Below are 19,340 nucleotides of genomic sequence, written 5' to 3' on the forward strand. Positions count from 1 at the left end.
AGGGGTTGCTTGTGAAATATCCGAATCCATTAATGAGCAGTTTGTTGGTGTTACTGCCAGCAATATCAAACGCACAAACCGTTGAAACGGAATCCAACGAAGACCACATTCATGTGGTGGAAATGAATGAGGTGCTGATCACCGGAGGCAAAGACGACATCAAGACTTTGCCGGGGTCGGCGCATATCCTGGATCAGCAGGAATTAGAAAAATTCAACTACAGCGACATTCATCAGGTGCTTTCCAGCACACCTGGCGTTTACGTTCGTAATGAAGATGGCTACGGTCTTCGTCCGAATATCGGAATGCGTGGAGCGCCGGCAGAGCGCAGCCAGAAAATCACGGTCATGGAAGACGGCATTCTTATCGCTCCGGCACCGTACTCCGCACCTTCGGCGTATTACTTCCCTAATGTATCCCGCATGGAAAGTGTCGAGGTGTTTAAAGGCCCGGTGGCCATTAAATACGGCCCAAACACGGTGGGTGGTGCACTTAATATGGTGTCTACCCAGATACCGGAAGAGCAGGGCGGGCGGGTCAGCGCCTCTTATGGTTCGGACAATTATCGAAAGTTGCACGCCTACGCAGGCGATAGCCAGGAAAACTACGGCTTTTTGGTGGAAGGTTTAACACTGGCGGCGGATGGTTTTAAAGAGCTTGATAACCACCAGGACACCGGTTTTGAGCGCAACGATCTCAAGATGAAATTTCGGATCAACTCCGATCCGTCAGCCGCTGTGTATCATCGTCTGGATTTAACCTTGGGTTACAGTAATGAACATTCCAATGAAACTTACCTGGGGTTGACTGACCAAGATTTTGATCAAGATCCGTATCGTCGTTATTCCGGCAGTCAGTTGGATAATATGGATTGGGATCACAAGCAGATGAACTTATCGCACGTGATGAGTTTTGATAACGGGTTGGATCTGACCACGCGGGTCTATCGGAATGACTTTACGCGGGCCTGGGAAAAGCTGGAAGATTTTCGTAAAAATACTTCAGACCCGAATGACCCCTGGCTGAATGCTCCTGTGTCGATTACCGATGTGTTGACCAACCCAACGGGCGATATTGAACAGCTGTATTATCAGATACTGACGGGCGAAGTGGATGCTACCCAAGAGAACCAGCGTCTGGATGTCAGCACCAACAAACGCGATTATATTTCGCAAGGCATCGACTTCAGTGCGTCTTTTGATTGGATCACGGGCGACGTTGATCACGCCATCGAAGCCGGTTTACGTTTGCATAACGATTATGTCGAGCGGGATCATTCGGTGAAAGCCTATAACATGATTGATGGTGAGATGGTGTTTGACGGTATTAACCGTCCTGATCGTCTGGTGAACAAAGGTGAATCCACGGCGTTTGCTGCGTTCGTGAAAGATGAATTGACTTATCAGGACTGGACGATTACCGCAGGATTGCGGGGTGAAATGATCGACTATGAGTTTACGGATAAATTGGACGACAACGAAAGTAACGATTCTTCCGATAAAATTCTGATTCCTGGCTTGGGGGCATTTTATCAACTTACCGATTCACTTGGTTTCTTGGTGGGCGTGAATAAAGGGTTTACGCCCAGCGGCCCTACCTCGGGCAGCGATGATTTGGACCCGGAAGAAAGCATCAACTGGGAATACGGGCTGCGCTTCAATATTGAAGATTACAGTCTGGAAGCCATTGGTTTCTTCAGTGATTATTCAAACCTGACGGGGCGATGCAGAACCAGTGATACAGGCTGTGATGCAGGTGATGGCTTTAACGGTGGTGAAGCGGAAATTTCCGGGTTGGAGTTTGTCAGCCGCTGGAATCCTCAGGCCAACATTGCAGGCGTAGCACTTCGAGTGCCTGTAAATGTCACTTATACCTATACCGAGGCCATTTTTCAGAGTTCGTTTAATTCCAGCTTTTCTCAGTGGGGGGATGTTACCAAAGGGGATGAACTGCCATATACGCCTGAGCATCAGGTGCGTTTGGAAAGTGGTTTAACCGGTGATAATTGGGATTTCCTGGTCGCGTTAAAATACACCAGCGAAATGCGTGAAAAAGCCGGTCAGGGCAACACGGATGACAGTGAAGTCACCGACGCGTTAACGGTCATTGACCTGGCGGCTAATTATTATTTTCAGGAAAACTGGCACTTCCAGGCAACGGTTGAAAACTTAATGGATGAAGAGGCTTTAGTCGCTCGCAGACCATTAGGTGCAAGGCCGAATAAACCGAGAACGGTCATTGCTTCAGTTGCTTATAACTTTTAGGCGTGTTCTTGAACAGAGGTTGCACGAAAGCAATCTCTGTTCATGCAGAACATAGGATAGCAGATGATTGAATCTGACATTCAGTGGCTCTTTCAATGGCTTCAGGACTTTACCAACGGAGTGCTCAGCCCGTTTTCTTTTCCGTTTGATCCTGCCCGGAGGCTGTATTGGGGCGCGATCATCAGCGCTCTGTTGTGTATCGTTTTTTTCGTTTGGCAAAGGCACGGTAAATTCAATTTATCATTGTTGAAACGATATGTTGGTGGCAGGCAATATTGGTGGCATCCATCCGCTCGGTTGGACTATCAATTGTGGTTTCTTAATGCAGGCATCAAGGTTGTTTTTATAACGCCGTTGCTGGTTGCTAAGTTGGTGGTTGCTGTCGGCGTTGCAGCCGGTTTGCGAGACATGTTTGGTGGGGTTCTTCAGGGCAGCAATTTGAATATTCAGCTTCCCACGCCCGTGGTAATTGCTCTGTTCAGCATCTGCTTATTTGTGGCAGAAGACTTCAGCCGTTTTTTATTGCATTGGTGTATGCACCGTGTTCCTTGTTTGTGGAACATTCATAAAGTCCACCATACGGCAGAAGTGCTGACTCCGGTGACGCTTTATCGATCTCATCCGTTGGAATTGTTGTTGGCCGCATGGCGTAACCTGTTGGTGGTTGGTGGCGTCAGCGGGGTGTTTTTGTTTTTATTTGAAGGTCAGATCAGTACCTGGGAAGTGCTCGGGGTCGACTTGTTAGGCATGTTATTTAATTTAGCGGCTGCAAATCTGAGACACTCACATATTCGGCTTTCATTTGGTGGCTTCGAATCCATCTTTATCAGCCCCCGTATGCATCAGGTTCATCACAGCCGGGCCAGACACCATTACGATAAGAACTTTGGGTCGTGTTTATCGATATGGGATCGGCTCTGGCGCACGTATTACCAGCCGGCGGATCACGAGCAATGTAAATTTGGTGTGGAAGGTGAATCTTCAACGAGGTTGATCCACCACTATTTAATGCCGTTCAGAAAGTAAATACAGAGGTTGCATCTTTTGCGTGCCGAATGGTTTTTGCCTTGTTCTCCGTGGGCACGGCGGCCACAAATCCTTCAAAGTAATCCTTCAAAGTAATCCTTCAAAGTAATCCATGAATATCTCCCAGGTTGGTGCCAGTCGATTTTTTAGGATAGCGATCATTCGTGGTTCTTTAGATTTTTGTTTTTAATCTCAAAGGGGTCTGAAACTCAGTTGTACAGAGCGTTGGGCTTTCAGGGAAACAGATTGCCATTGGGGACGCGTTTGATTATTAAACCCTGAACGACACTAATAGAGTGGCTGTTAACCCGCTGACGACCAGCCAGCTAACGGATAATGAAATGCATGGGATGGCGAAGGCTTTCAGGTAATCAATGATCAACACTTTTCGCAGGATTAAGCCAGAAATAAGGATCGTGATCAGGGTCGACAACGCGGGAATAAAGAGCTTTGTTAATGTGCTTAAGCCGATGATGGCGAAAGCCAGTATGAAACTTCTTTGCCAGAGTTCTTGAGTGACTCCCAAGTATTTTAACAAGGGGATCAACAGTGCGGTGGTAATGAGCAGGCTTAAAATTGAACCTGCTATTAAGACCTCAAACATTAGTGCACCTTCCGTGGTGATATGGCCCGAATGGTCTTCGGGCCTATGATTTATTCGAAGGTTAACGTTACTTTATCTGTCTGAGCAATCAAACCCTTTTCTGACGTGAAATAAACCACTTTATCGGCGATGGCTACGGCGTTGTCGAGTCTAATTTTTACGTTGCCTTCCATGATGGTTTTACCGTTTTCTACGCTGATTGTATCCGCGAGTGTTTCCGGTTTTTGGCCGTCTCCAAAGTTAATTTGAACATCGCCGCTGTAGGTGTGAATTTTACTGTTCTCAGAAACAAACTGTTGTTGAGAAGAGATTTCCATTTGCGCTGCGGAAGTTAAACCGGATGCCAAGACCGTCGAGAAAACAAGCCCTTTCAAAAATTTCATGACCATTCCTTGTGTGAATTTTTAAATAGTTGATTACTTGGTTGAATATACATGGCTGTGACGTCTAGTTATACCGTGGTCAGCTTTTTCTTTTGTGAGCCCAGCTTTTTCTTTTGTGAGCCATGGGTGCTCAGGCTGGGTTTTGAAGGGCCGGAGGAGATACGAGGTTGCCTAGCGGACAAGGCTCGGAACTTTGTTTTTCAGGATTTTGATTAAGGCGTCATCCATGTATTCGTAGTCATCCGGTATATCCAATGAGATGAGTGTTTGTCGGTTCAGTGCCTTCCCGAACTGGTTGGACAGTTTCTTTTTGTGGTTTTTTTCCATCACAAAAATGTAATCGGCCCACTCTATGTCTTCCAGACTGACATGCACTTCGGCATCATGGCTGATACCTGCGGAAGCGACTTCCCAGCCTTCTACGTTGGCAAATATGGATTCGGCGGTTGGGCTTCTAAGTTTATTTTTGCTGCAAAGGAACAGAATTTTCTTCATTTTTGTCTGACCATTAAACGAGGTGTCTGAGTATTACTCAGAGAGTCTGATCGGTTGGACATGGCCTTCTTGGGTTAATAAGGCGCCACCGAAGTACATTAATAGGGTGCCAGATGTTCGTTGTACCCATCGGCCTGCATTTGACGTTTGTGCCACTTGTTTTATTTTACCGACCAGTTGCGTCATTCCCAAAAACCAGAAAAATATGATGCCTGCGTGAATCGCGACAAGTAAAAAAGCATCGACGTAGTTGGTGTTGTCAAAGGCGATGAACTGGGGAAATGCCGCTAAGTAAAACATGGATACTTTAGGGTTTAATAGCTGAGTTATGAAACCTTCGGAAAAGAAATACAACGGCGAACGTTGTTCTTGTTGTTTTAATGGCGTGGCGGTTGAAGTTGCGCCTTTATTTTGGGGCGTAGAGAAAGAACCTTTAATGGCTTTAAAACCGATGTAAAACAGATAAGCTGCACCGATGATTTTTACAACTAAAAATAGCTCTGCAGATTGTAATAATAGGGCGGATAAGCCAAATATTGAAAATGCGCCGTGTAAAAAAGTAGCGGAAGTTAAGCCCAAAATATTGGCAATGCCTGAAGATTTTCCGTGGCTGGAAACTGTTTTAAGTATGAGTACGCCGTTTGGGCCAGGTGAAGCCACTAATAGAAAAGCAATCAGGGTAAACGCAATCAACTCACTCATTTGTACTCATCCTTGCTGTGTATTGTTCAAGTACGCAGCCAAATACACTGCATAGCCCGGTGGCAGGATATCATAAATTGTCTAGTTGGTTGAAATTTGATCGCTGGCACAGCATTCGTTCATTAAGAAATCAATCAAACCTCTAAGGGCTTCGAATTGAGGAATGCAATAGAGCGTTCTTCCGTCGCGGTGTTGCTTGACCAGCCCGGAAGCGACTAATGCTGAAACATGGTGGGACAACGTTGAGTTGGGAATTTCCAGTGCCTGCTGTAACTCTCCGACAGGCGCACCTTGATGCCCCGCTTTGACCAAATGCTTGAAGATGGCCAGTCGTGATGGGTGGCCAAGCTCTTTGAACGCTTTTGCTGCTGATTCGAGTTCCATGTGCTTCCCCTGAAATGAATGAATTTAACAATTAATGATATTTCTATATTACCAGAAATATATTGACGGGTGAAAATTCTGAGTATATATTTCGATAAAACTAGAAATATGGTTGTTTTGATAAATATAAGAGGTGCAGTGATGGAAAATTGGCAACAAACGTTTGAAATGTTTGTCATTCTTGCCGTCGAATTGACGGCGTTATTTTTAATCATCAGTTATTTTGTTGGCGTGCTTCAGGAGTACGTTCCACCCAGCCGGATTCAGCATATTCTGAGTTCAAAAAATGGTAAGGGTTATGTGTTTGCTGCCTTTCTGGGAGCAATTACGCCGTTTTGTTCTTGTTCAACGATCCCCTTCCTGAAAGGGTTACTGCGAGCGCGGGCTGGGTTCGGCACTATGATGGTGTTTTTATTCGCCAGCCCGTTGCTGAACCCGATTATTATCGGGCTCATGATTCTGACGTTTGGGTGGGGGATCGCTCTGTATTACGCCGGGATGGCTTTGGTTGTCTCAATCACGGCCGGCTATTTATTGGAGAAACTTGGCTTTGAGCAATATGTAAAAGCAGAGGCGTATGAAGCACCAAAACCAAAGTGTGGTAGTGGCGGCTCCGGCCCAGCGCCAGAAATAAGCAAATGGCGTCGTATCTGGGATCAGACCTGGACCGACTTCAAAAAGGCACTGCCTTACTTGCTGCTTGGTATCAGTATTGGTTCTTTGATATACGGCGTTGTACCGACAGATCTGATTGCAAAATACGCCAGCGAAGAAAACTTGTTTGCCATTCCTGTGGCAGCGGTGATTGGTATTCCGCTTTACATTCGGTCTGAAGCCATCATTCCTTTGAGTGCTGCGCTGGCTGCAAAAGGTATGGGTTTAGGTGCGATTATGGCCCTGATCATTGGTAGCGGAGGTGCCAGTTTAACGGAAGTGATTTTGCTCAAGTCCATGTTTAAGAACAGAATGATTCTTGCGTTTTTGATGGTCGTTTTGGGTATGGCGGTGTTGTCCGGCGTTATTTTGGCTCTGACTAACTTATAACAATCGACAAAATCATCCAAAAGGGTGGATGCTGAAACTCATTCTGAGGCTCCCTGGATAGTCGAGTCTCAGCATCTTCCCACAAGGCTTTCAGACTTTTCATTTAAAGGTATTTCATTTTTGTGACTAATCTTTTTGTAGTAATTCATAAAACGGCGCCCGTTTAAAAGAGATGTTTTGTGAATAAGAATAAAAGCTTAAGGAGCAAAAGAGATGGTTTCAATCAAGAGTCTTTCTATTCGATCACGGCATCTGTTGATTATTGTGGTCGTTGCTGTTGGTTTCTTTCTGACAGGTTGGTTGAGTCATTATTCCAGCAGCCAATTACAAACGCTTCACCAGATCAACCTGGGGGTCGACGAGCTGGAGCAGGGGATGATGACACTCCGGCGAAATGAGAAAGACTTTCTAAACCGAAAGGATGCTAAGTACCTGGCTCGGTTTAAGGGCACGGGAGAGCAGACATTAACTACATTGAGCCACTTAAAACCATTTCTGAACGAGTATCTGGGGGAACAAACACAGATTGTTCAGGTAGAGCATAACTTAACGGAATACATTAAAAGCTTCGAACAGTTGGCTGCCTATCAAACTGAGATAGGGACAGACCATAAAAGTGGTTTGTATGGTTCCTTACGAGCCAGCATTCATGATGTGGAAACCATCATTGATGGCAACTCGTTATTGACGGCGAACATGTTGATGCTTCGCCGTAATGAAAAAGACTTTATGTTGCGTCGGGACGCAAAATACATTCAAAAGTTTGATAAGAACCTTGCCGTGATGGAAGGCAATATTCCGGCAGGCTTACATGCTTTGGTGGCGCCTAAACTGGCCGACTATCAGAAAAAATTCATGGCGTTGTATGAGGCGGAAAAATTCATTGGGTTGACGCACGAGCAAGGGCTACATGGAACCCTTAGAAGCGCAGCCCATCAGCTGGAAACCTTGTTTGATTCTGAAAAAGAAATTCTAACCCGAATGATTGCCGACAAAACTCAGCAGTTGAGCATTGTGCTATACGCTGCACTGGTACTTTTGGCGCTGGCGTCGGTTGTGGCTGTATTTTTGATTTCAAAAACAATTTCGTCGTCACTGGATCGTCTGATACGTCATGTCTTGTCGTTAATTAATGACCCTAAAGCCATTGCGCAGGCCAAACGTCATGATAATGAACTGGATGTACTGGAGTCGGCGTTTGATTCACTGAATCAGAACCTGACCAAAGCCATTACCGAGATTAAAACATCAGCGGGCAGTATTTCAGACGTTGCCACTGAAATGGCGGTGATGACCGAGCAGGTGAACCAATCTACCGAAGAGCAGCATTGCAAGGTAGAGCAGTCAGCTACGGCAATGGAGGAAATGTCAAAAGCCATTGAGGAGGTTGCCAATAATGCCGGTGATACCGCGACTTTTGTGGCGAACGTGACGGATCGATTGAACGAAACCACCGTGATCAGCGGCAAAGCGCAGGATGCCATCGGTACGTTACAGGATGAACTGAAGCAGTCAGTGCAGGCGATAGGTGCTCTGCAAACGACCAGTACCGACATTGAATCTTTACTGGACTCCATTCAGGACATTGCCGATCAGACTAACATGTTGGCATTAAATGCAGCCATTGAAGCGGCTCGGGCGGGAGATCACGGCCGAGGTTTTGCCGTCGTGGCCGATGAAGTACGAACGCTTTCTGCCCGGACTCATCAAGCCACTGAAGAAGTGCGGAGTACTCTCAATCAATTTAAATCTGTCATTAATCATGTGGTCGAAAGTGTTGAAGCATCCAGCTCAAAGGGTGAGCAAGGGCAAAACCAGGCGAATCATGCGATTGCCATGATGCGGGAGATGACTCAAAAAGTCGCAGAGATCAGCATGATGAACATCCAAATCGCAACCAGTGTGGAAGAACAGACGGCTGCGGCCAATGAGTTGAATTTGTACATTCACGATATTTTCGAGTCTTCAAAGTCGGTGCGTGAACACAGCCGGGAGACGTCCAAAGCAACGATTCGGTTAGGAGAGGTGGTGGAAAATATCAATCAATCTGCCTCTGCTTTTGCAATTTAAGGCAATTTTAATGAAATTGTGAGATCTATCTTCCTCAAATCGAAACAAAAGTATGATATTTTGTATCTTTTTAAAGGAATGGACGCTCTCACATGGAAAAGGTATTCGAATTTGTGAGCACAACACGCCAATGGTTCGTGCTCGTTTTATTTGTCGCTCTTGTTGGTTGTCAATCAACTGGAGAGACACTCCCATCCTGGGTATCAAACCCAACGATTGATAATTATCACTATTATGCGGTAGGTGAAGGCGTCAGTTTGCGTGAAGCGCAACTAAACGCCAAAGAGTCCTTGGCTTCACAATTGCTCAGCCATGTATCAAGTGAAGTTAAAACTATGGAAGTCACCGACGAAGACTTTCATCGCCTGTATGTGGAAAAATCCAGCAATGCGCACTTTAAAGACATTGCCTTGCCGAACTTAACTACTATTCAGCAAGCAAAAGTGGGTCTAAACCATTACGTGCAAGTTAAGTTAAAAAAGACAGATTTAACTGAATACTTGATGAAAGAACTGGCCGCGATGAATCCTCGTCTGAGCAACACAATAAAATCCGGCCGAAATACCGGCAATGCTTTTGATTACTGGTGGATTTTGCACTCTCAGGCTGAACTGGCAAATCGTTTGTCGGACAACTGGTTGCTGGCCAGTGCGACCGCCGAAAATAAAAACAATGAAACCATCATTGAAAGCCAGCAATTATTGACTCGTTACGACAACGCTTTGGATCGAGTTAAGAAAACGCTGAAATTAAAAATTGACGATAACACACCGATTCGTGGTTTAACGGCTTTGACTCAGCAACAACTGACTGCCGCGAACATTGATGTGGTGAAGTCCAAGCGTCGTTCCAAATACAGTGAAATTGAATTCAACTCCAATGTGAAACGCAAAAAATTGCAAGGCGATTATCATAGCGAAGTGACTTTGGTTGTGTTGTTAAAGAAGGCATCAGGTGCCATTTTGGCAAGCCGTCAATTGACAGAGAGTGCGGTTTCTATCAGCTCATATAAAGATGCAGAGAAAAAAGCCAATGAAAAGCTGTTAAAATCCCTCAGCGACTCCAACGTCACTGTCATCTTTACCAAGCGCCAGTCTTAATTTCTTACGATTTTCTGGTCAGCATCGGTGTTTAAATTCAGGTGGCAAACGGGTGTCACCTGAATTTGAAGGATAGAATTAACAGACTGCTAGAGGCTGATGGTACAAATGAAAAGGATTTTAGGTTTAGTCACCCTGTGGGGGTTGATGCTGTTTGTTGCAGGCTGCTCAACGCTCACCCGACAACAGATTCCCACAGAACGGCCTCTGCCGGTTGCAGAGCATAAGCCACTGCCGGCTGAGTTGAAAGGTGACCCCATTACCCTATGGCTTCTGGCCAAAAATGATGGCCGGGATGATTTAAAAGTCGAGTCGGACATTCTTCAGCGCTGGAAAGAGAAACTTCGCAAAGCGGGCATTCAACTTAAACAACCCCCCGCAGCGGCCAAAGGCCACATGAACCGTTTGTTCGGCACTAACAACCCGAACCGCAAAGCCCTTCAGGATTTTATTGAAACCGCAGAATTGAATCGTTCCGGCGAATACGCTGGCCAATCGATTGTGGATTACATTCTTGAAGTGAACATGAATCGCTCGGATTTCAGTCAAACCTATTCCGACCCCATCTGGTGCCCCGTGTGTGAAGAAAAACGCCCAGGCAGTTGTGAATACACCTTAGAAGCCCACTTCGATTTAAAACTGAAACCTCTTCCTGAATATCGAACGTTGAAAAGTTTTTGGTTGGAAAGCTCAGAAAACGATGACTTTGATACCTTCCGTTGCCCAACTACTTCGCAAAGTAAATCCAGCATGATGTACCAGAACCTTCGTCGAGACATCATCGAAGACATTGCCGACTGCGGTGGTCATGCGTTAGCAACCTATTTGACACCCACAGCGTATGTGTTGAATTACTACAGCGATGGCAAGGTGCATTATTTTGAAATCTCAGGCGGCACAGCCGCTGGCTTCGTTGCTGGCCAAACTGTACAGCTGGGCCGAGTAGGTGCCTTAGGCCGTCACGATGTTGCACCCATTGGTGAAGCCAAAGTCGCTTCGCTGGTGGAACCGACCCGAGCCATCATTGAAGTGACCGAACTCAGTTTGGTGGAAAAAATCCGAAAATACGATCAGGTCAAAGTCATCAGAAGTGACATCATCAGTGATGTGAGCTGTACTGGGAAGATCAGTCGGCTTTGATGGGTAAGACATTTAAGGAAAGACAGAATGGCTAAACATCCACCAACCAAACAAAGTTTTGTTTTTGACAATAACAGAAATATGTTTCAGCGATCTTGGGGTATTTATACTTCAGGTGGTTTAGTTGAAGCTCCAAAAATTTATCTTCGTAGTGCTAATAATGTAGCGGTAGAACTTTTTTGCTATGAGGTTCAAATTGAGCAGGACTGTAATAAATTAGCAGGTTATTTGAACCTTATTCATCAGACAGGTGTTTCTTATTACCGTTTTGTGACCAGCGAAGGGAAAGAAATTCGGTTTACGATTGATGGCAAAGCGTATAAAACAGTAGGTGAGTACTGTTCGGATGATTTCCGGTTTTATTATTGGTTACGGCACCTTTGTGTCGCAATCTTATTGAAAGATAATGCTGCTATTGTTCGGTTGTGCCAGATTACCAAAGAACACTTTCGTAATGTCCCTATGGGAAATAACGAATACACTGATTCCATCATGGATTTCCTTGGAGCAGTTCTTGGTGACGCCGAAGAAGGTACTAGTTTAAGAACCACCATCATGGCAGCTCTTGAAAAATCCGGGATTGAATTTAAATCCCAGGATGTTAAGGATTATGCCCTGTTGATTTTATTTCCTTTCGTTAAGTTAATGATATTGACGGTGACGAATGCTGATGAAGATGAGTACCGTGAAGCCTGGTTGGATGCAGTAAAAAGCCATAAAGAATATTGGAACTCTTGCAAACGTTTAAGAGATGAACATGACGGCTGGATTTCATTCCCTATTACTGCGGTATCGTCTCTTATGTACGATCAAAAAGGGTTTAAGCTACCGAAGAAATCCCCTTATGTCCCTGAATGGTTGGTGTATGGCGAGTTTGAGCAGCCACCTTCTGTCGCAACTGATTTTTATGAAGGTGAGATTGAGTGAATAGAACAGCCTAACCACAGGTTAGGCTGTTCTATTTTGCCCAGTTGCCTTCAGAAGCTTAGTCAAAATCAATACCATCCCCAAAATACACTTCAGCGTATTCTTGTTGATCCTTTAACCAATCGTCTCTTTCTTGTTCATTTTGAATGAAACCAGCCAAAAAACGGATTGGTTCAAACCACAACTGGTGGCCCATATGTTGATCCAGTATGGATTTAAAGCCGGTCTTTAAAAACAGAGACCTCTGTTCCGGGTGTTCATTGAAGTACTCAAGCAACTGCGGCTTGTATTCTCCCACCTGATCCATGCCCCATTGGCCACAAGCGCCGCCGACTCTATGGGCCAACAAGGTAAGTAAGCTCTTACATAGGCCGTGTTTTTCGATTAATGCTTCAATATGCTCATTCTGATACACCTCGTGATCCAAATCATTTTGCACCAATAATTCAATATAAAGAGGGATATATTTCAAATCTTGCAGGCAGAGAACATAAGCTGTGCACTCCGCCAGTGGGTTTTCATCATCCTGCCAAATGTGCGCCTCGTTTGCGCGACTCCAAATGTTTACATTACTAATGAAGTTGGCAGCTTTCGATTCTAAAATCGGATTCCCGACAAATTTTGAAAACACCTCCTCTTCTTCCACTCTGCCATCTGGAGTGAACACATCAATGGAATAAGTCAGCGTACTGAATTCAACCTCTATATTATGTTTGTCTAAATTTTCATCAATGCGATAGGACAGATCAAGGTAGACATCAGCCAAGGCATTTAAGCTTTCAAAAGAATTAAGATCGTCCACTTCTATTTCAAAGACGATTTCACTGTGGGAGGTTTTGGTGCTAATTTTCAATTTTGATTCTCTGTAAGGGTTCAGGTTATGTTTTAGCGAGCACATATTTAGAGATGACGAATCTTACTCAAACACGGGCCGCATGAACTGTCGTTCAACTCGAAGGGTACATCCGGTTTTTTCTTTGTGATCGTTAGCCACTTTAAAATCGGGGTCGTCTTTTACTTTTTCTCGGTAAACTTCATAAGCGGCAAGGCTGGGAAAACTGAATAATGCGATGGCTTCGTAGTTTTTTCCTTCGTGAGGTAAGTAGTAACCGTGGTGATTGCCGCCGAATTTATTCACTAAAGGAATCCACATTTTGGCGTAGGTTTCAAACTCAGCAACTTTATTGGGATCAATTTTGTATTTAATGTGACATGTGATCATAATTTGCTCTTGCCTTAAATGTTAGTGGTCTAGCTTTTGTATTTGTAATGTCTTTGGCTTACCCAACTTCCCTTAATAATCGATTGGGCGATGCCGTCATCACAGGCCGGCTTGCCAGCCAGCCACTGATCACAATCACAGCCATGGCGAATAGCGGAGTAAAGACCCAAAGCAATGGGTGAGGTTTCCAGTCCGCATCAAACACGTTGCTGTACAGTGCCCAGCTGAGTAATTCAGTGGAGAGCATGGCCAGGCCGCCGGCCAATAACCCCAGCCATAAATATTCGTAAACAATTAGATTTCGAATGTAATTGCCGGACGCTCCGAGGGTTCGGTAAATGGCCGCTTCGTGGCGACGTAACGATAAGGTGCTGAGTAGGGTGGCGAACAGCAATACAATTCCTGCCAGCAATACCAGCATGAGGATATACTCTACCGCGACGGTGGTTTGTTCAAGAATCTCCCTTACCTGTTTGATTACTTTTTCAGTCGGGATAATGGTTACCGCTTTGAAGTTTCGGTTGATGTCGAGTAACAGTTCGGTGTTTTGGTTTTTCAGGTAGAAACTGTTGATGTAAGTATGGTGGAAGTCATTCAGCACACCAGGCTCAAACACCATATAAAAGTTAGGTTTGAAGTTGTCCCATTTCACTTGACGGATGTTATGTACTGTGGCGCTAAGTGGCTGACCGACGATGGTGAAGGTCAGTTCATCGCCCACCTTAATGTTGAGCTTTTGCGCCAATTCACTTTCGATGGATACCCGGTTAACTTCGGGGGGAATAATGGAGGGAGACTGCTCGACAGAGTTTACTTCGTTCGTGATTGGCCACCAGTCGCCATCAATGATTTCAGAATCTTCACTGAGGTGATCACTCCACGTCAGGCTTAATTCCCGTTGTACGGCTCTGACATTGTCTTCTTTAGAGACCGCCTGCTTGACCTCTTGACCGTTGATTTCAATAAGACGACCACGAACGATTGGGTAAAAATCGCTGGCGTTAACGCCGTTTTGCTTCAGAAAACCTTCAAACTCGTTTTTGGTGTCTGGCAGAACGTTAATGGCAAAATGATTCGGAGTATCGGCTGGAATGGATGCCTGCCAACGAGAGAATAAATCGGTTCGAACAACGATGATTAAAGTGATTGCAGTAAAAATGAACGCAAATGCGCCTAACTGTGAGATGGCGTAATAACGATGGCGATAAAGTTGGTTGAAACCGGTCTGAATGCGTCTGGGTAATCGGTTTGAAATACGATGGATCAAGACCAAAAAGCCAGCGGCTAAGCCACCATACAGCAAGGATAATGCGCTTAAACCCACAACGAAAATTAAGGTCAGTTTGAAGTTGCCGGTCAGTACGTAAGCAAGCCCACCAATGGCTAAAATGGCAAGCAAATAAAACACATTCAGCCGAACGGGTTTTGGGTTAAGTTCACGGCGCAGAACCCGCACAGGAGAAACCGACTTCAATTGCTGGATTGGCGCAAAGGCAAAGGCCAGTAATACCACCAAACTGGACAACATACTGATGATCACAGGACTCCATTGCGCAGGCATGACGTCTGTTGGTAATAAGCCCTGCATCAGTTGAAATAACCCATAATGGGCAAGAAAACCCAAAGCGGAGCCTAAGACTGAAGCTACGATGCCCGTGATCAATAATTTCAGAATAAATATACGGGAGATGTCTTTTTGTTGGGCTCCCAGGCAGCGGAGCAGGGCAGCGGTTTCGTAGTGGCGTTCACTGAAGCGTTGACTCGCCATGGCGATGGCCACACCCGCCAATAACACGGCCACTAAGCTGGCAAGGCTGAGGTATTGTTGTGCTCTTTGTACGGCAGTGCCCATGCTGGTGTCGGAGTCGATGGCGCCACTGAGGCGTTCGTGCTCGGTCAGTTGCGGTTTTAACCAGTCGGCGAATTGAATGATTTGTTGCAGGTCGGCGTTGTTATCATGTTTACCTTGGTGAGCGCTGCCAGCGTTGGATGCAGAAGGCGCCGTGAAATAATGTTTTTGGGTTACGCGACTGCCTGGGCCAAGTACGCCTGTGGCTTCCAGATCATCAAGGTTCATCATGATGGCACCAAAAGGGCTGTAGAAATTACCACTGCGGTCGGCGTCCTGAACCAGAATGTACTCCACCAGAAATTCTGAATCTCCTAATTCGATGGTGTCCCCCACGGAGATATTGAGTGCCTGAATCACTCGTTGATCCACCCAAACATGTCCTGGTGCGGGGGCTCCATCAATGATTTTACTTTTGCCGTAAGGTTGGTCGGTAACTTGGTTCTCACCTTTGAGGGGGTAACCTTTGCCTACCGCCCGGACACGGGACAACTCCAGCGCGTCATTGGCGTAAGCCATGGTTGAGAAAACAATGGCAGGGGTATGATTTAGCCCTCTGCGTTTGGCTTCGTCGATCCACTCCGGGTTCATTGAATTCTGACCTTGAAGAATTAAATCGCCCGCGATTAATTCACTGGCCCGGTATTCCATGGTACGGGTCAGGCGGTCAGTGAAGGTGGTGATCATGGTCATGCTCATGGCCGCGACTAAGGTCGCAATCAGCAGCAAACGCATTTCAGCACTGGAGAAATCACTGCGCCAGTGTTTGAATCCAAGTCTTAAAATATGACCCATGATCAGCCATTCCTCACTAATGACGAGTTTTGTGGTGACACAGTATCTTCCGCCTGCCCTTCAATAAGCGCGCCGTTTTCTAAGATGACGTAACGCTGGCATAGGTGAGCAAGTTGATGATCGTGAGTCACTAACACCAGAGTTGTGCCATGTTCGGCGTTCAACTCAAATAATAAATCGACGATATTCTGGCCGGTGGTCGGGTCGAGATTACCGGTGGGTTCATCGGCGAACAGAATTTCCGGCTCAGTCACAAAAGCACGGGCGATAGCGACACGTTGTTGTTCGCCGCCGGAAAGCTGATTAGGCTGGTGGTGCATCCGGCCACCTAACCCGACTTTATCCAACCAGGCTTCGGCTTTGCGCTGTGCCTGTTTGTCGCCGGCGAGTTCCAGAGGCAGCATGACATTATCCAATGCAGTTAAATGAGGCAGCAATTGGAAAGATTGAAAAATAAAGCCAACGTGTTGATTTCTGACCGCCGCACGGCCGTCTTCGTCCAGTTTGGTTAACTCATTGCCGTTCAGTGCTATCTTGCCTGAAGTGGCAGAATCGAGACCCGCGAGCAAGCTTAACAGCGTTGACTTACCTGAACCGGAACGGCCAATGATGGCCAAACTCTCTCTCGCATTCACCTCAAGATTCAGGGCTGATAAGATGCTCAGTGTTTGATTGCCCAAAGAGACTTCTTTACTCAGATTTTCAGCTTTGATAACCGCCATAAGGTTCATGATTCCGTGACAATGAGATATGTGATTTTTGATTCTGTGTTTGACTATCATAAGGCTAAATCGTTCAGGGCAACATCATGACCTATGGACATAATACCCCTATAGAGGTCAGTAGTTGTTTGCCAGCTAAAAAGGTTCGCAACGATCGCACCCATAAACTTAACCGATTTACTACTCAAGTGCTTGCTGAATGTTCTGAGTTTCTGCCATGTTCCTGCAATGGTTCTTGGGTGAGCGTAGCAGGGGGACACTTTAATCGCAGAGGTAAACTGGGAACTTTTGCTTCCCTGAACTTATCGAATGGTGATATTGATTAGAAACTCAGTATTTAGGTCTTGACGAAGACGAATTGAAATTAAGCCAAACAGAAGAAAATACAATAACAAAATAGGTCAGCACTGAATGAAGAAAATGCAAAAAAATGTTTGGGTGCTTGTGTTATTTCAAGCGTTCTTTTTTATAAGTTCGCAGAGTGTGGCCCAATCACTTAGTGAAGCTAAGACGTCCATCCTCATTGTGGGTGACAGCCTCAGCGCGGGTTATGGCATTAAGGTTGAGCAAACCTGGCCTTCGTTGCTTCAGAATCATTTTGATCAACTGGGTAAAAATATCAAGGTGCATAATGCCAGCATCAGCGGCCAGACCTCTGCCGAAGGCGCAGCGCAAATTTTAAAATTACTTCAACTGACTGAGCCGGATTTAGTGGTTCTGGAACTCGGGGCCAATGATGGTTTGCGTGGCCTTTCCGTAGCAGAAATGAAAAAGAACCTAGCTGACATCATTCAATCCTCTCAAAAAGCGGGTGCCAAAGTTCTGTTGTTGGGGATGCATGTTCCGCAAAACTACGGTAAACGCTATTCCCGGATGTTCCACAGCGCATTTCAACAACTGGCGGAAGAACACAAGACAGGGTTAGTTCCGTTTATGTTGGAAACCGTAGCCACACAACCCAAGTTAATCCAGCCGGACGGTTTGCACCCGACAGCGGAAGCACAGCCGATTATTTTGGAGTATTTGTTGAGTCGTATTGAATCATCAGCTGAATGAATTCGTAGGGAAAATATGAATGGTTGGTGGAGTGGCTCCGCATTTGGAGCCAATAGATCAAACTATTTTGTGAGCTTGTTCTTATAAAGATCTTCTACTGGAAAGATCATTGTATAGTCATCCCAGTTCAGATTTCCGTCAATCAAATCAAACTTGAGAAACTCGCTTTCTGATTTATAGATCTCGTAGTCAGGATGACCGTTAGAGAAAATGAAAGGCGCAAAGTCGACGAGCTTAATATGGTCATCTGAAAACTGGATTTCCAGAATATGAGACTTTATGTATTTGGCTGATTTAATTGCAAGTTCCGACATAACCGATGTATTCAATGGTTGAGTCAATATGGTGACTATGAGCTTTTTGTGAGCTTTCTAAACACCCCTGGCGTTACACCCACCCATTTCTTGAACGTCCTGTTCATATGGCTTTGATTACTGAAGCCACAATTTAACGCCACATTTACCAGAGGGTCATTTGATTTGATGGCTTGTTTGGCGGCTTCGATACGAACATGCATCAGGTAGTCATTGGGAGTAAACCCGGTACTGGCCTTGAACATGCGTAAGAAATGAAATTCACTCAAATCAACCAGCGCTGCTAATTCAGCCAAATGGATATTCTGCTGGTAATGGGCGTGGATGTATTCTTTGGTCTTGATGAGCGCTGCAGGGCTTAAGCCTCCAATGATTTTTGCGCTGTGATTCAGGCAATAGCGTTGATCCGAGAGGATGTGCTCAAAAATCTGTTGGATTTGCTGCTCTTTTGCTAACGCAGTGGGGTTACAGGCTAACTCGGGCGCTGTTAATTCCTGAGCTATTAACTCTGAAGCTATTAATTCTGAAAGAAATAGCTGTTGAGCCAGGTTCATTAATCGTTCGTCTTCATGAAAGGTCAGGTCTGGAATTTCAATCAAACGGGGTTCGATGTCGAGTGTCGTGGAAGCATATTGTTTGATGGACTCGTCGCTGAAATATAGATGGGCAAAGCGAAATTCGGAGGTGATTTCCCATTGGGATTCGTGAAACTGAGGAAAAATACACAAACTGCCGGTATGGCCATTGCCTTTGTTAACGTCGATACGCCGGGAGCCTTCACCGCCTTTTACATAAAAACTCAGCGTATGGACTTTGTCCGCATGGTAGCTGACCCGGTCGAGGTCATTGGTCCAGTGAGCGGTTCTGAAGTGTTGGTTGATCTGATGATCGGCCAATAAACTCGCGTTGGAACGGTCAAGCGTGTCAAAAACTGATTCTTGGTGTTTCATGCCTGGCCTCCTTAATGTACGAGTGATGATGTTGAATCTGCGCGTTGAAAATTGACAGTGATCAATGCATGAAGATTAACCGCTGGTTCTCGATTGCTCAATATTTCGCTGATAAATAACCGCAAGATCGTGCAAAACGAGCGGAGGTTTGTAGAAACAGAGCAGGATTGGGTCGAACAATGGGACAGTAAATTCGAAACCAGTCGTCAGTTTGAGCCAATAACCCCGACGCTGTTTGTTGGCTTGATCTCTATACTTTTGTAAAGAGTAACTGTTTGTAAAGAACTGCTGTT

Annotated in this window: 19 protein-coding genes; 8 read left to right on the top strand and 11 right to left on the bottom strand. The window is 45.5% G+C overall.

Annotation, left to right across the window (positions count from 1 at the left end):
• Positions 1-11: 11 nt before the first annotated feature.
• The gene (locus ABD744_RS20885; RefSeq protein WP_344800540.1) at positions 12-2,264 is read left to right on the top strand and encodes a TonB-dependent receptor family protein; all 2,253 of its coding nucleotides are present in this window, start codon (positions 12-14) and stop codon (positions 2,262-2,264) included.
• Positions 2,265-2,327: 63 nt separating this feature from the next.
• Positions 2,328-3,290, top strand: coding sequence for a sterol desaturase family protein (locus ABD744_RS20890; protein WP_344800541.1), 963 nt, complete (start codon positions 2,328-2,330; stop codon positions 3,288-3,290).
• Between the two features lie 271 nt (positions 3,291-3,561).
• On the opposite strand, the gene ABD744_RS20895 is transcribed toward ABD744_RS20890, so the two are convergent.
• The 5 genes from ABD744_RS20895 to ABD744_RS20915 form a co-directional block, all read right to left on the bottom strand.
• The gene (locus ABD744_RS20895) at positions 3,562-3,894 is read right to left on the bottom strand and encodes a hypothetical protein (RefSeq protein WP_344800542.1); all 333 of its coding nucleotides are present in this window, start codon (positions 3,892-3,894) and stop codon (positions 3,562-3,564) included.
• Positions 3,895-3,944: 50 nt separating this feature from the next.
• On the bottom strand, positions 3,945-4,277 hold the full coding sequence (locus tag ABD744_RS20900; RefSeq protein ID WP_344800543.1) for a hypothetical protein: 333 nt from the start codon (positions 4,275-4,277) through the stop codon (positions 3,945-3,947).
• A 171-nt stretch (positions 4,278-4,448) separates the two neighbouring features.
• A complete protein-coding gene (locus ABD744_RS20905) occupies positions 4,449-4,772 on the bottom strand; it encodes a low molecular weight protein tyrosine phosphatase family protein (protein WP_344800544.1) in 324 nt (107 codons plus the stop codon).
• A gap of 33 nt (positions 4,773-4,805) precedes the next feature.
• Positions 4,806-5,474: a LysE family translocator gene (locus tag ABD744_RS20910; protein WP_344800545.1), complete on the bottom strand. Its 669-nt coding sequence runs from the start codon at positions 5,472-5,474 to the stop codon at positions 4,806-4,808.
• An 81-nt stretch (positions 5,475-5,555) separates the two neighbouring features.
• Complete coding sequence (locus ABD744_RS20915; protein ID WP_344800546.1) at positions 5,556-5,858, bottom strand: ArsR/SmtB family transcription factor; 303 nt, start codon at positions 5,856-5,858, stop codon at positions 5,556-5,558.
• A 141-nt stretch (positions 5,859-5,999) separates the two neighbouring features.
• On the opposite strand from ABD744_RS20915, the gene ABD744_RS20920 reads away from it, so the two are divergent.
• The 5 genes from ABD744_RS20920 (at position 6,000) to ABD744_RS20940 (ending at position 12,139) form a co-directional block, all read left to right on the top strand.
• Complete coding sequence (locus ABD744_RS20920; RefSeq protein WP_344800547.1) at positions 6,000-6,902, top strand: permease; 903 nt, start codon at positions 6,000-6,002, stop codon at positions 6,900-6,902.
• 213 nt (positions 6,903-7,115) lie between these two features.
• A complete protein-coding gene (locus ABD744_RS20925) occupies positions 7,116-8,972 on the top strand; it encodes a methyl-accepting chemotaxis protein (RefSeq protein WP_344800548.1) in 1,857 nt (618 codons plus the stop codon).
• A gap of 92 nt (positions 8,973-9,064) precedes the next feature.
• Positions 9,065-10,072 (top strand): LPP20 family lipoprotein, encoded by a 1,008-nt coding sequence (locus tag ABD744_RS20930; protein WP_344800549.1) that lies wholly within the window; start codon positions 9,065-9,067, stop codon positions 10,070-10,072.
• A gap of 108 nt (positions 10,073-10,180) precedes the next feature.
• Positions 10,181-11,212: a hypothetical protein gene (locus ABD744_RS20935; RefSeq protein WP_344800550.1), complete on the top strand. Its 1,032-nt coding sequence runs from the start codon at positions 10,181-10,183 to the stop codon at positions 11,210-11,212.
• A gap of 27 nt (positions 11,213-11,239) precedes the next feature.
• Positions 11,240-12,139, top strand: coding sequence for an immunity 49 family protein (locus tag ABD744_RS20940; protein WP_344800551.1), 900 nt, complete (start codon positions 11,240-11,242; stop codon positions 12,137-12,139).
• A gap of 58 nt (positions 12,140-12,197) precedes the next feature.
• Here ABD744_RS20940 and ABD744_RS20945 read toward each other — a convergent pair whose 3' ends face one another.
• The 4 genes from ABD744_RS20945 to ABD744_RS20960 form a co-directional block, all read right to left on the bottom strand.
• Complete coding sequence (locus tag ABD744_RS20945) at positions 12,198-12,992, bottom strand: hypothetical protein (protein WP_344800552.1); 795 nt, start codon at positions 12,990-12,992, stop codon at positions 12,198-12,200.
• Positions 12,993-13,055: 63 nt separating this feature from the next.
• Positions 13,056-13,361, bottom strand: a complete 306-nt coding sequence (locus tag ABD744_RS20950) for an NIPSNAP family protein (protein WP_344800553.1) — start codon at positions 13,359-13,361, stop codon at positions 13,056-13,058.
• 58 nt (positions 13,362-13,419) lie between these two features.
• Complete coding sequence (locus ABD744_RS20955; RefSeq protein WP_344800554.1) at positions 13,420-16,005, bottom strand: ABC transporter permease; 2,586 nt, start codon at positions 16,003-16,005, stop codon at positions 13,420-13,422.
• Between the two features lie 2 nt (positions 16,006-16,007).
• Positions 16,008-16,727, bottom strand: a complete 720-nt coding sequence (locus tag ABD744_RS20960; RefSeq protein WP_344800555.1) for an ABC transporter ATP-binding protein — start codon at positions 16,725-16,727, stop codon at positions 16,008-16,010.
• 411 nt (positions 16,728-17,138) lie between these two features.
• Here ABD744_RS20960 and ABD744_RS20965 point away from each other — a divergent pair, with 411 nt between their 5' ends.
• On the top strand, positions 17,139-17,783 hold the full coding sequence (locus ABD744_RS20965; protein ID WP_344800556.1) for an arylesterase: 645 nt from the start codon (positions 17,139-17,141) through the stop codon (positions 17,781-17,783).
• A gap of 62 nt (positions 17,784-17,845) precedes the next feature.
• Here ABD744_RS20965 and ABD744_RS20970 read toward each other — a convergent pair whose 3' ends face one another.
• Together ABD744_RS20970 and ABD744_RS20975 are read right to left on the bottom strand one after the other, a co-directional pair.
• Entirely contained in the window at positions 17,846-18,097 is a 252-nt protein-coding gene (locus ABD744_RS20970; protein ID WP_344800557.1) for a DUF2442 domain-containing protein, read from the bottom strand.
• Between the two features lie 35 nt (positions 18,098-18,132).
• Positions 18,133-19,047, bottom strand: coding sequence for a helix-turn-helix transcriptional regulator (locus ABD744_RS20975; protein ID WP_344800558.1), 915 nt, complete (start codon positions 19,045-19,047; stop codon positions 18,133-18,135).
• Positions 19,048-19,340 lie beyond the last annotated feature (293 nt).

The sequence above is a fragment of the Litoribacillus peritrichatus genome (assembly GCF_039537985.1).
Classification (GTDB): domain Bacteria; phylum Pseudomonadota; class Gammaproteobacteria; order Pseudomonadales; family Litoribrevibacteraceae; genus Litoribacillus; species Litoribacillus peritrichatus.

What these genes read in the sequence shown, in the direction of transcription:
- ABD744_RS20890 (WP_344800541.1), top strand. Translation starts at nt 2,328, where the DNA reads ATGATTGAATCTGACATTCAGTGGCTCTTTCAATGGCTTCAGGACTTT.
- ABD744_RS20895 (WP_344800542.1), bottom strand. Translation starts at nt 3,894, where the DNA reads ATGTTTGAGGTCTTAATAGCAGGTTCAATTTTAAGCCTGCTCATTACC.
- ABD744_RS20900 (WP_344800543.1), bottom strand. Translation starts at nt 4,277, where the DNA reads ATGAAATTTTTGAAAGGGCTTGTTTTCTCGACGGTCTTGGCATCCGGT.
- ABD744_RS20905 (WP_344800544.1), bottom strand. Translation starts at nt 4,772, where the DNA reads ATGAAGAAAATTCTGTTCCTTTGCAGCAAAAATAAACTTAGAAGCCCA.
- ABD744_RS20910 (WP_344800545.1), bottom strand. Translation starts at nt 5,474, where the DNA reads ATGAGTGAGTTGATTGCGTTTACCCTGATTGCTTTTCTATTAGTGGCT.
- ABD744_RS20915 (WP_344800546.1), bottom strand. Translation starts at nt 5,858, where the DNA reads ATGGAACTCGAATCAGCAGCAAAAGCGTTCAAAGAGCTTGGCCACCCA.
- ABD744_RS20920 (WP_344800547.1), top strand. Translation starts at nt 6,000, where the DNA reads ATGGAAAATTGGCAACAAACGTTTGAAATGTTTGTCATTCTTGCCGTC.
- ABD744_RS20925 (WP_344800548.1), top strand. Translation starts at nt 7,116, where the DNA reads ATGGTTTCAATCAAGAGTCTTTCTATTCGATCACGGCATCTGTTGATT.
- ABD744_RS20930 (WP_344800549.1), top strand. Translation starts at nt 9,065, where the DNA reads ATGGAAAAGGTATTCGAATTTGTGAGCACAACACGCCAATGGTTCGTG.
- ABD744_RS20935 (WP_344800550.1), top strand. Translation starts at nt 10,181, where the DNA reads ATGAAAAGGATTTTAGGTTTAGTCACCCTGTGGGGGTTGATGCTGTTT.
- ABD744_RS20940 (WP_344800551.1), top strand. Translation starts at nt 11,240, where the DNA reads ATGGCTAAACATCCACCAACCAAACAAAGTTTTGTTTTTGACAATAAC.
- ABD744_RS20950 (WP_344800553.1), bottom strand. Translation starts at nt 13,361, where the DNA reads ATGATCACATGTCACATTAAATACAAAATTGATCCCAATAAAGTTGCT.
- ABD744_RS20955 (WP_344800554.1), bottom strand. Translation starts at nt 16,005, where the DNA reads ATGGGTCATATTTTAAGACTTGGATTCAAACACTGGCGCAGTGATTTC.
- ABD744_RS20960 (WP_344800555.1), bottom strand. Translation starts at nt 16,727, where the DNA reads ATGGCGGTTATCAAAGCTGAAAATCTGAGTAAAGAAGTCTCTTTGGGC.
- ABD744_RS20965 (WP_344800556.1), top strand. Translation starts at nt 17,139, where the DNA reads ATGAAGAAAATGCAAAAAAATGTTTGGGTGCTTGTGTTATTTCAAGCG.
- ABD744_RS20970 (WP_344800557.1), bottom strand. Translation starts at nt 18,097, where the DNA reads ATGTCGGAACTTGCAATTAAATCAGCCAAATACATAAAGTCTCATATT.
- ABD744_RS20975 (WP_344800558.1), bottom strand. Translation starts at nt 19,047, where the DNA reads ATGAAACACCAAGAATCAGTTTTTGACACGCTTGACCGTTCCAACGCG.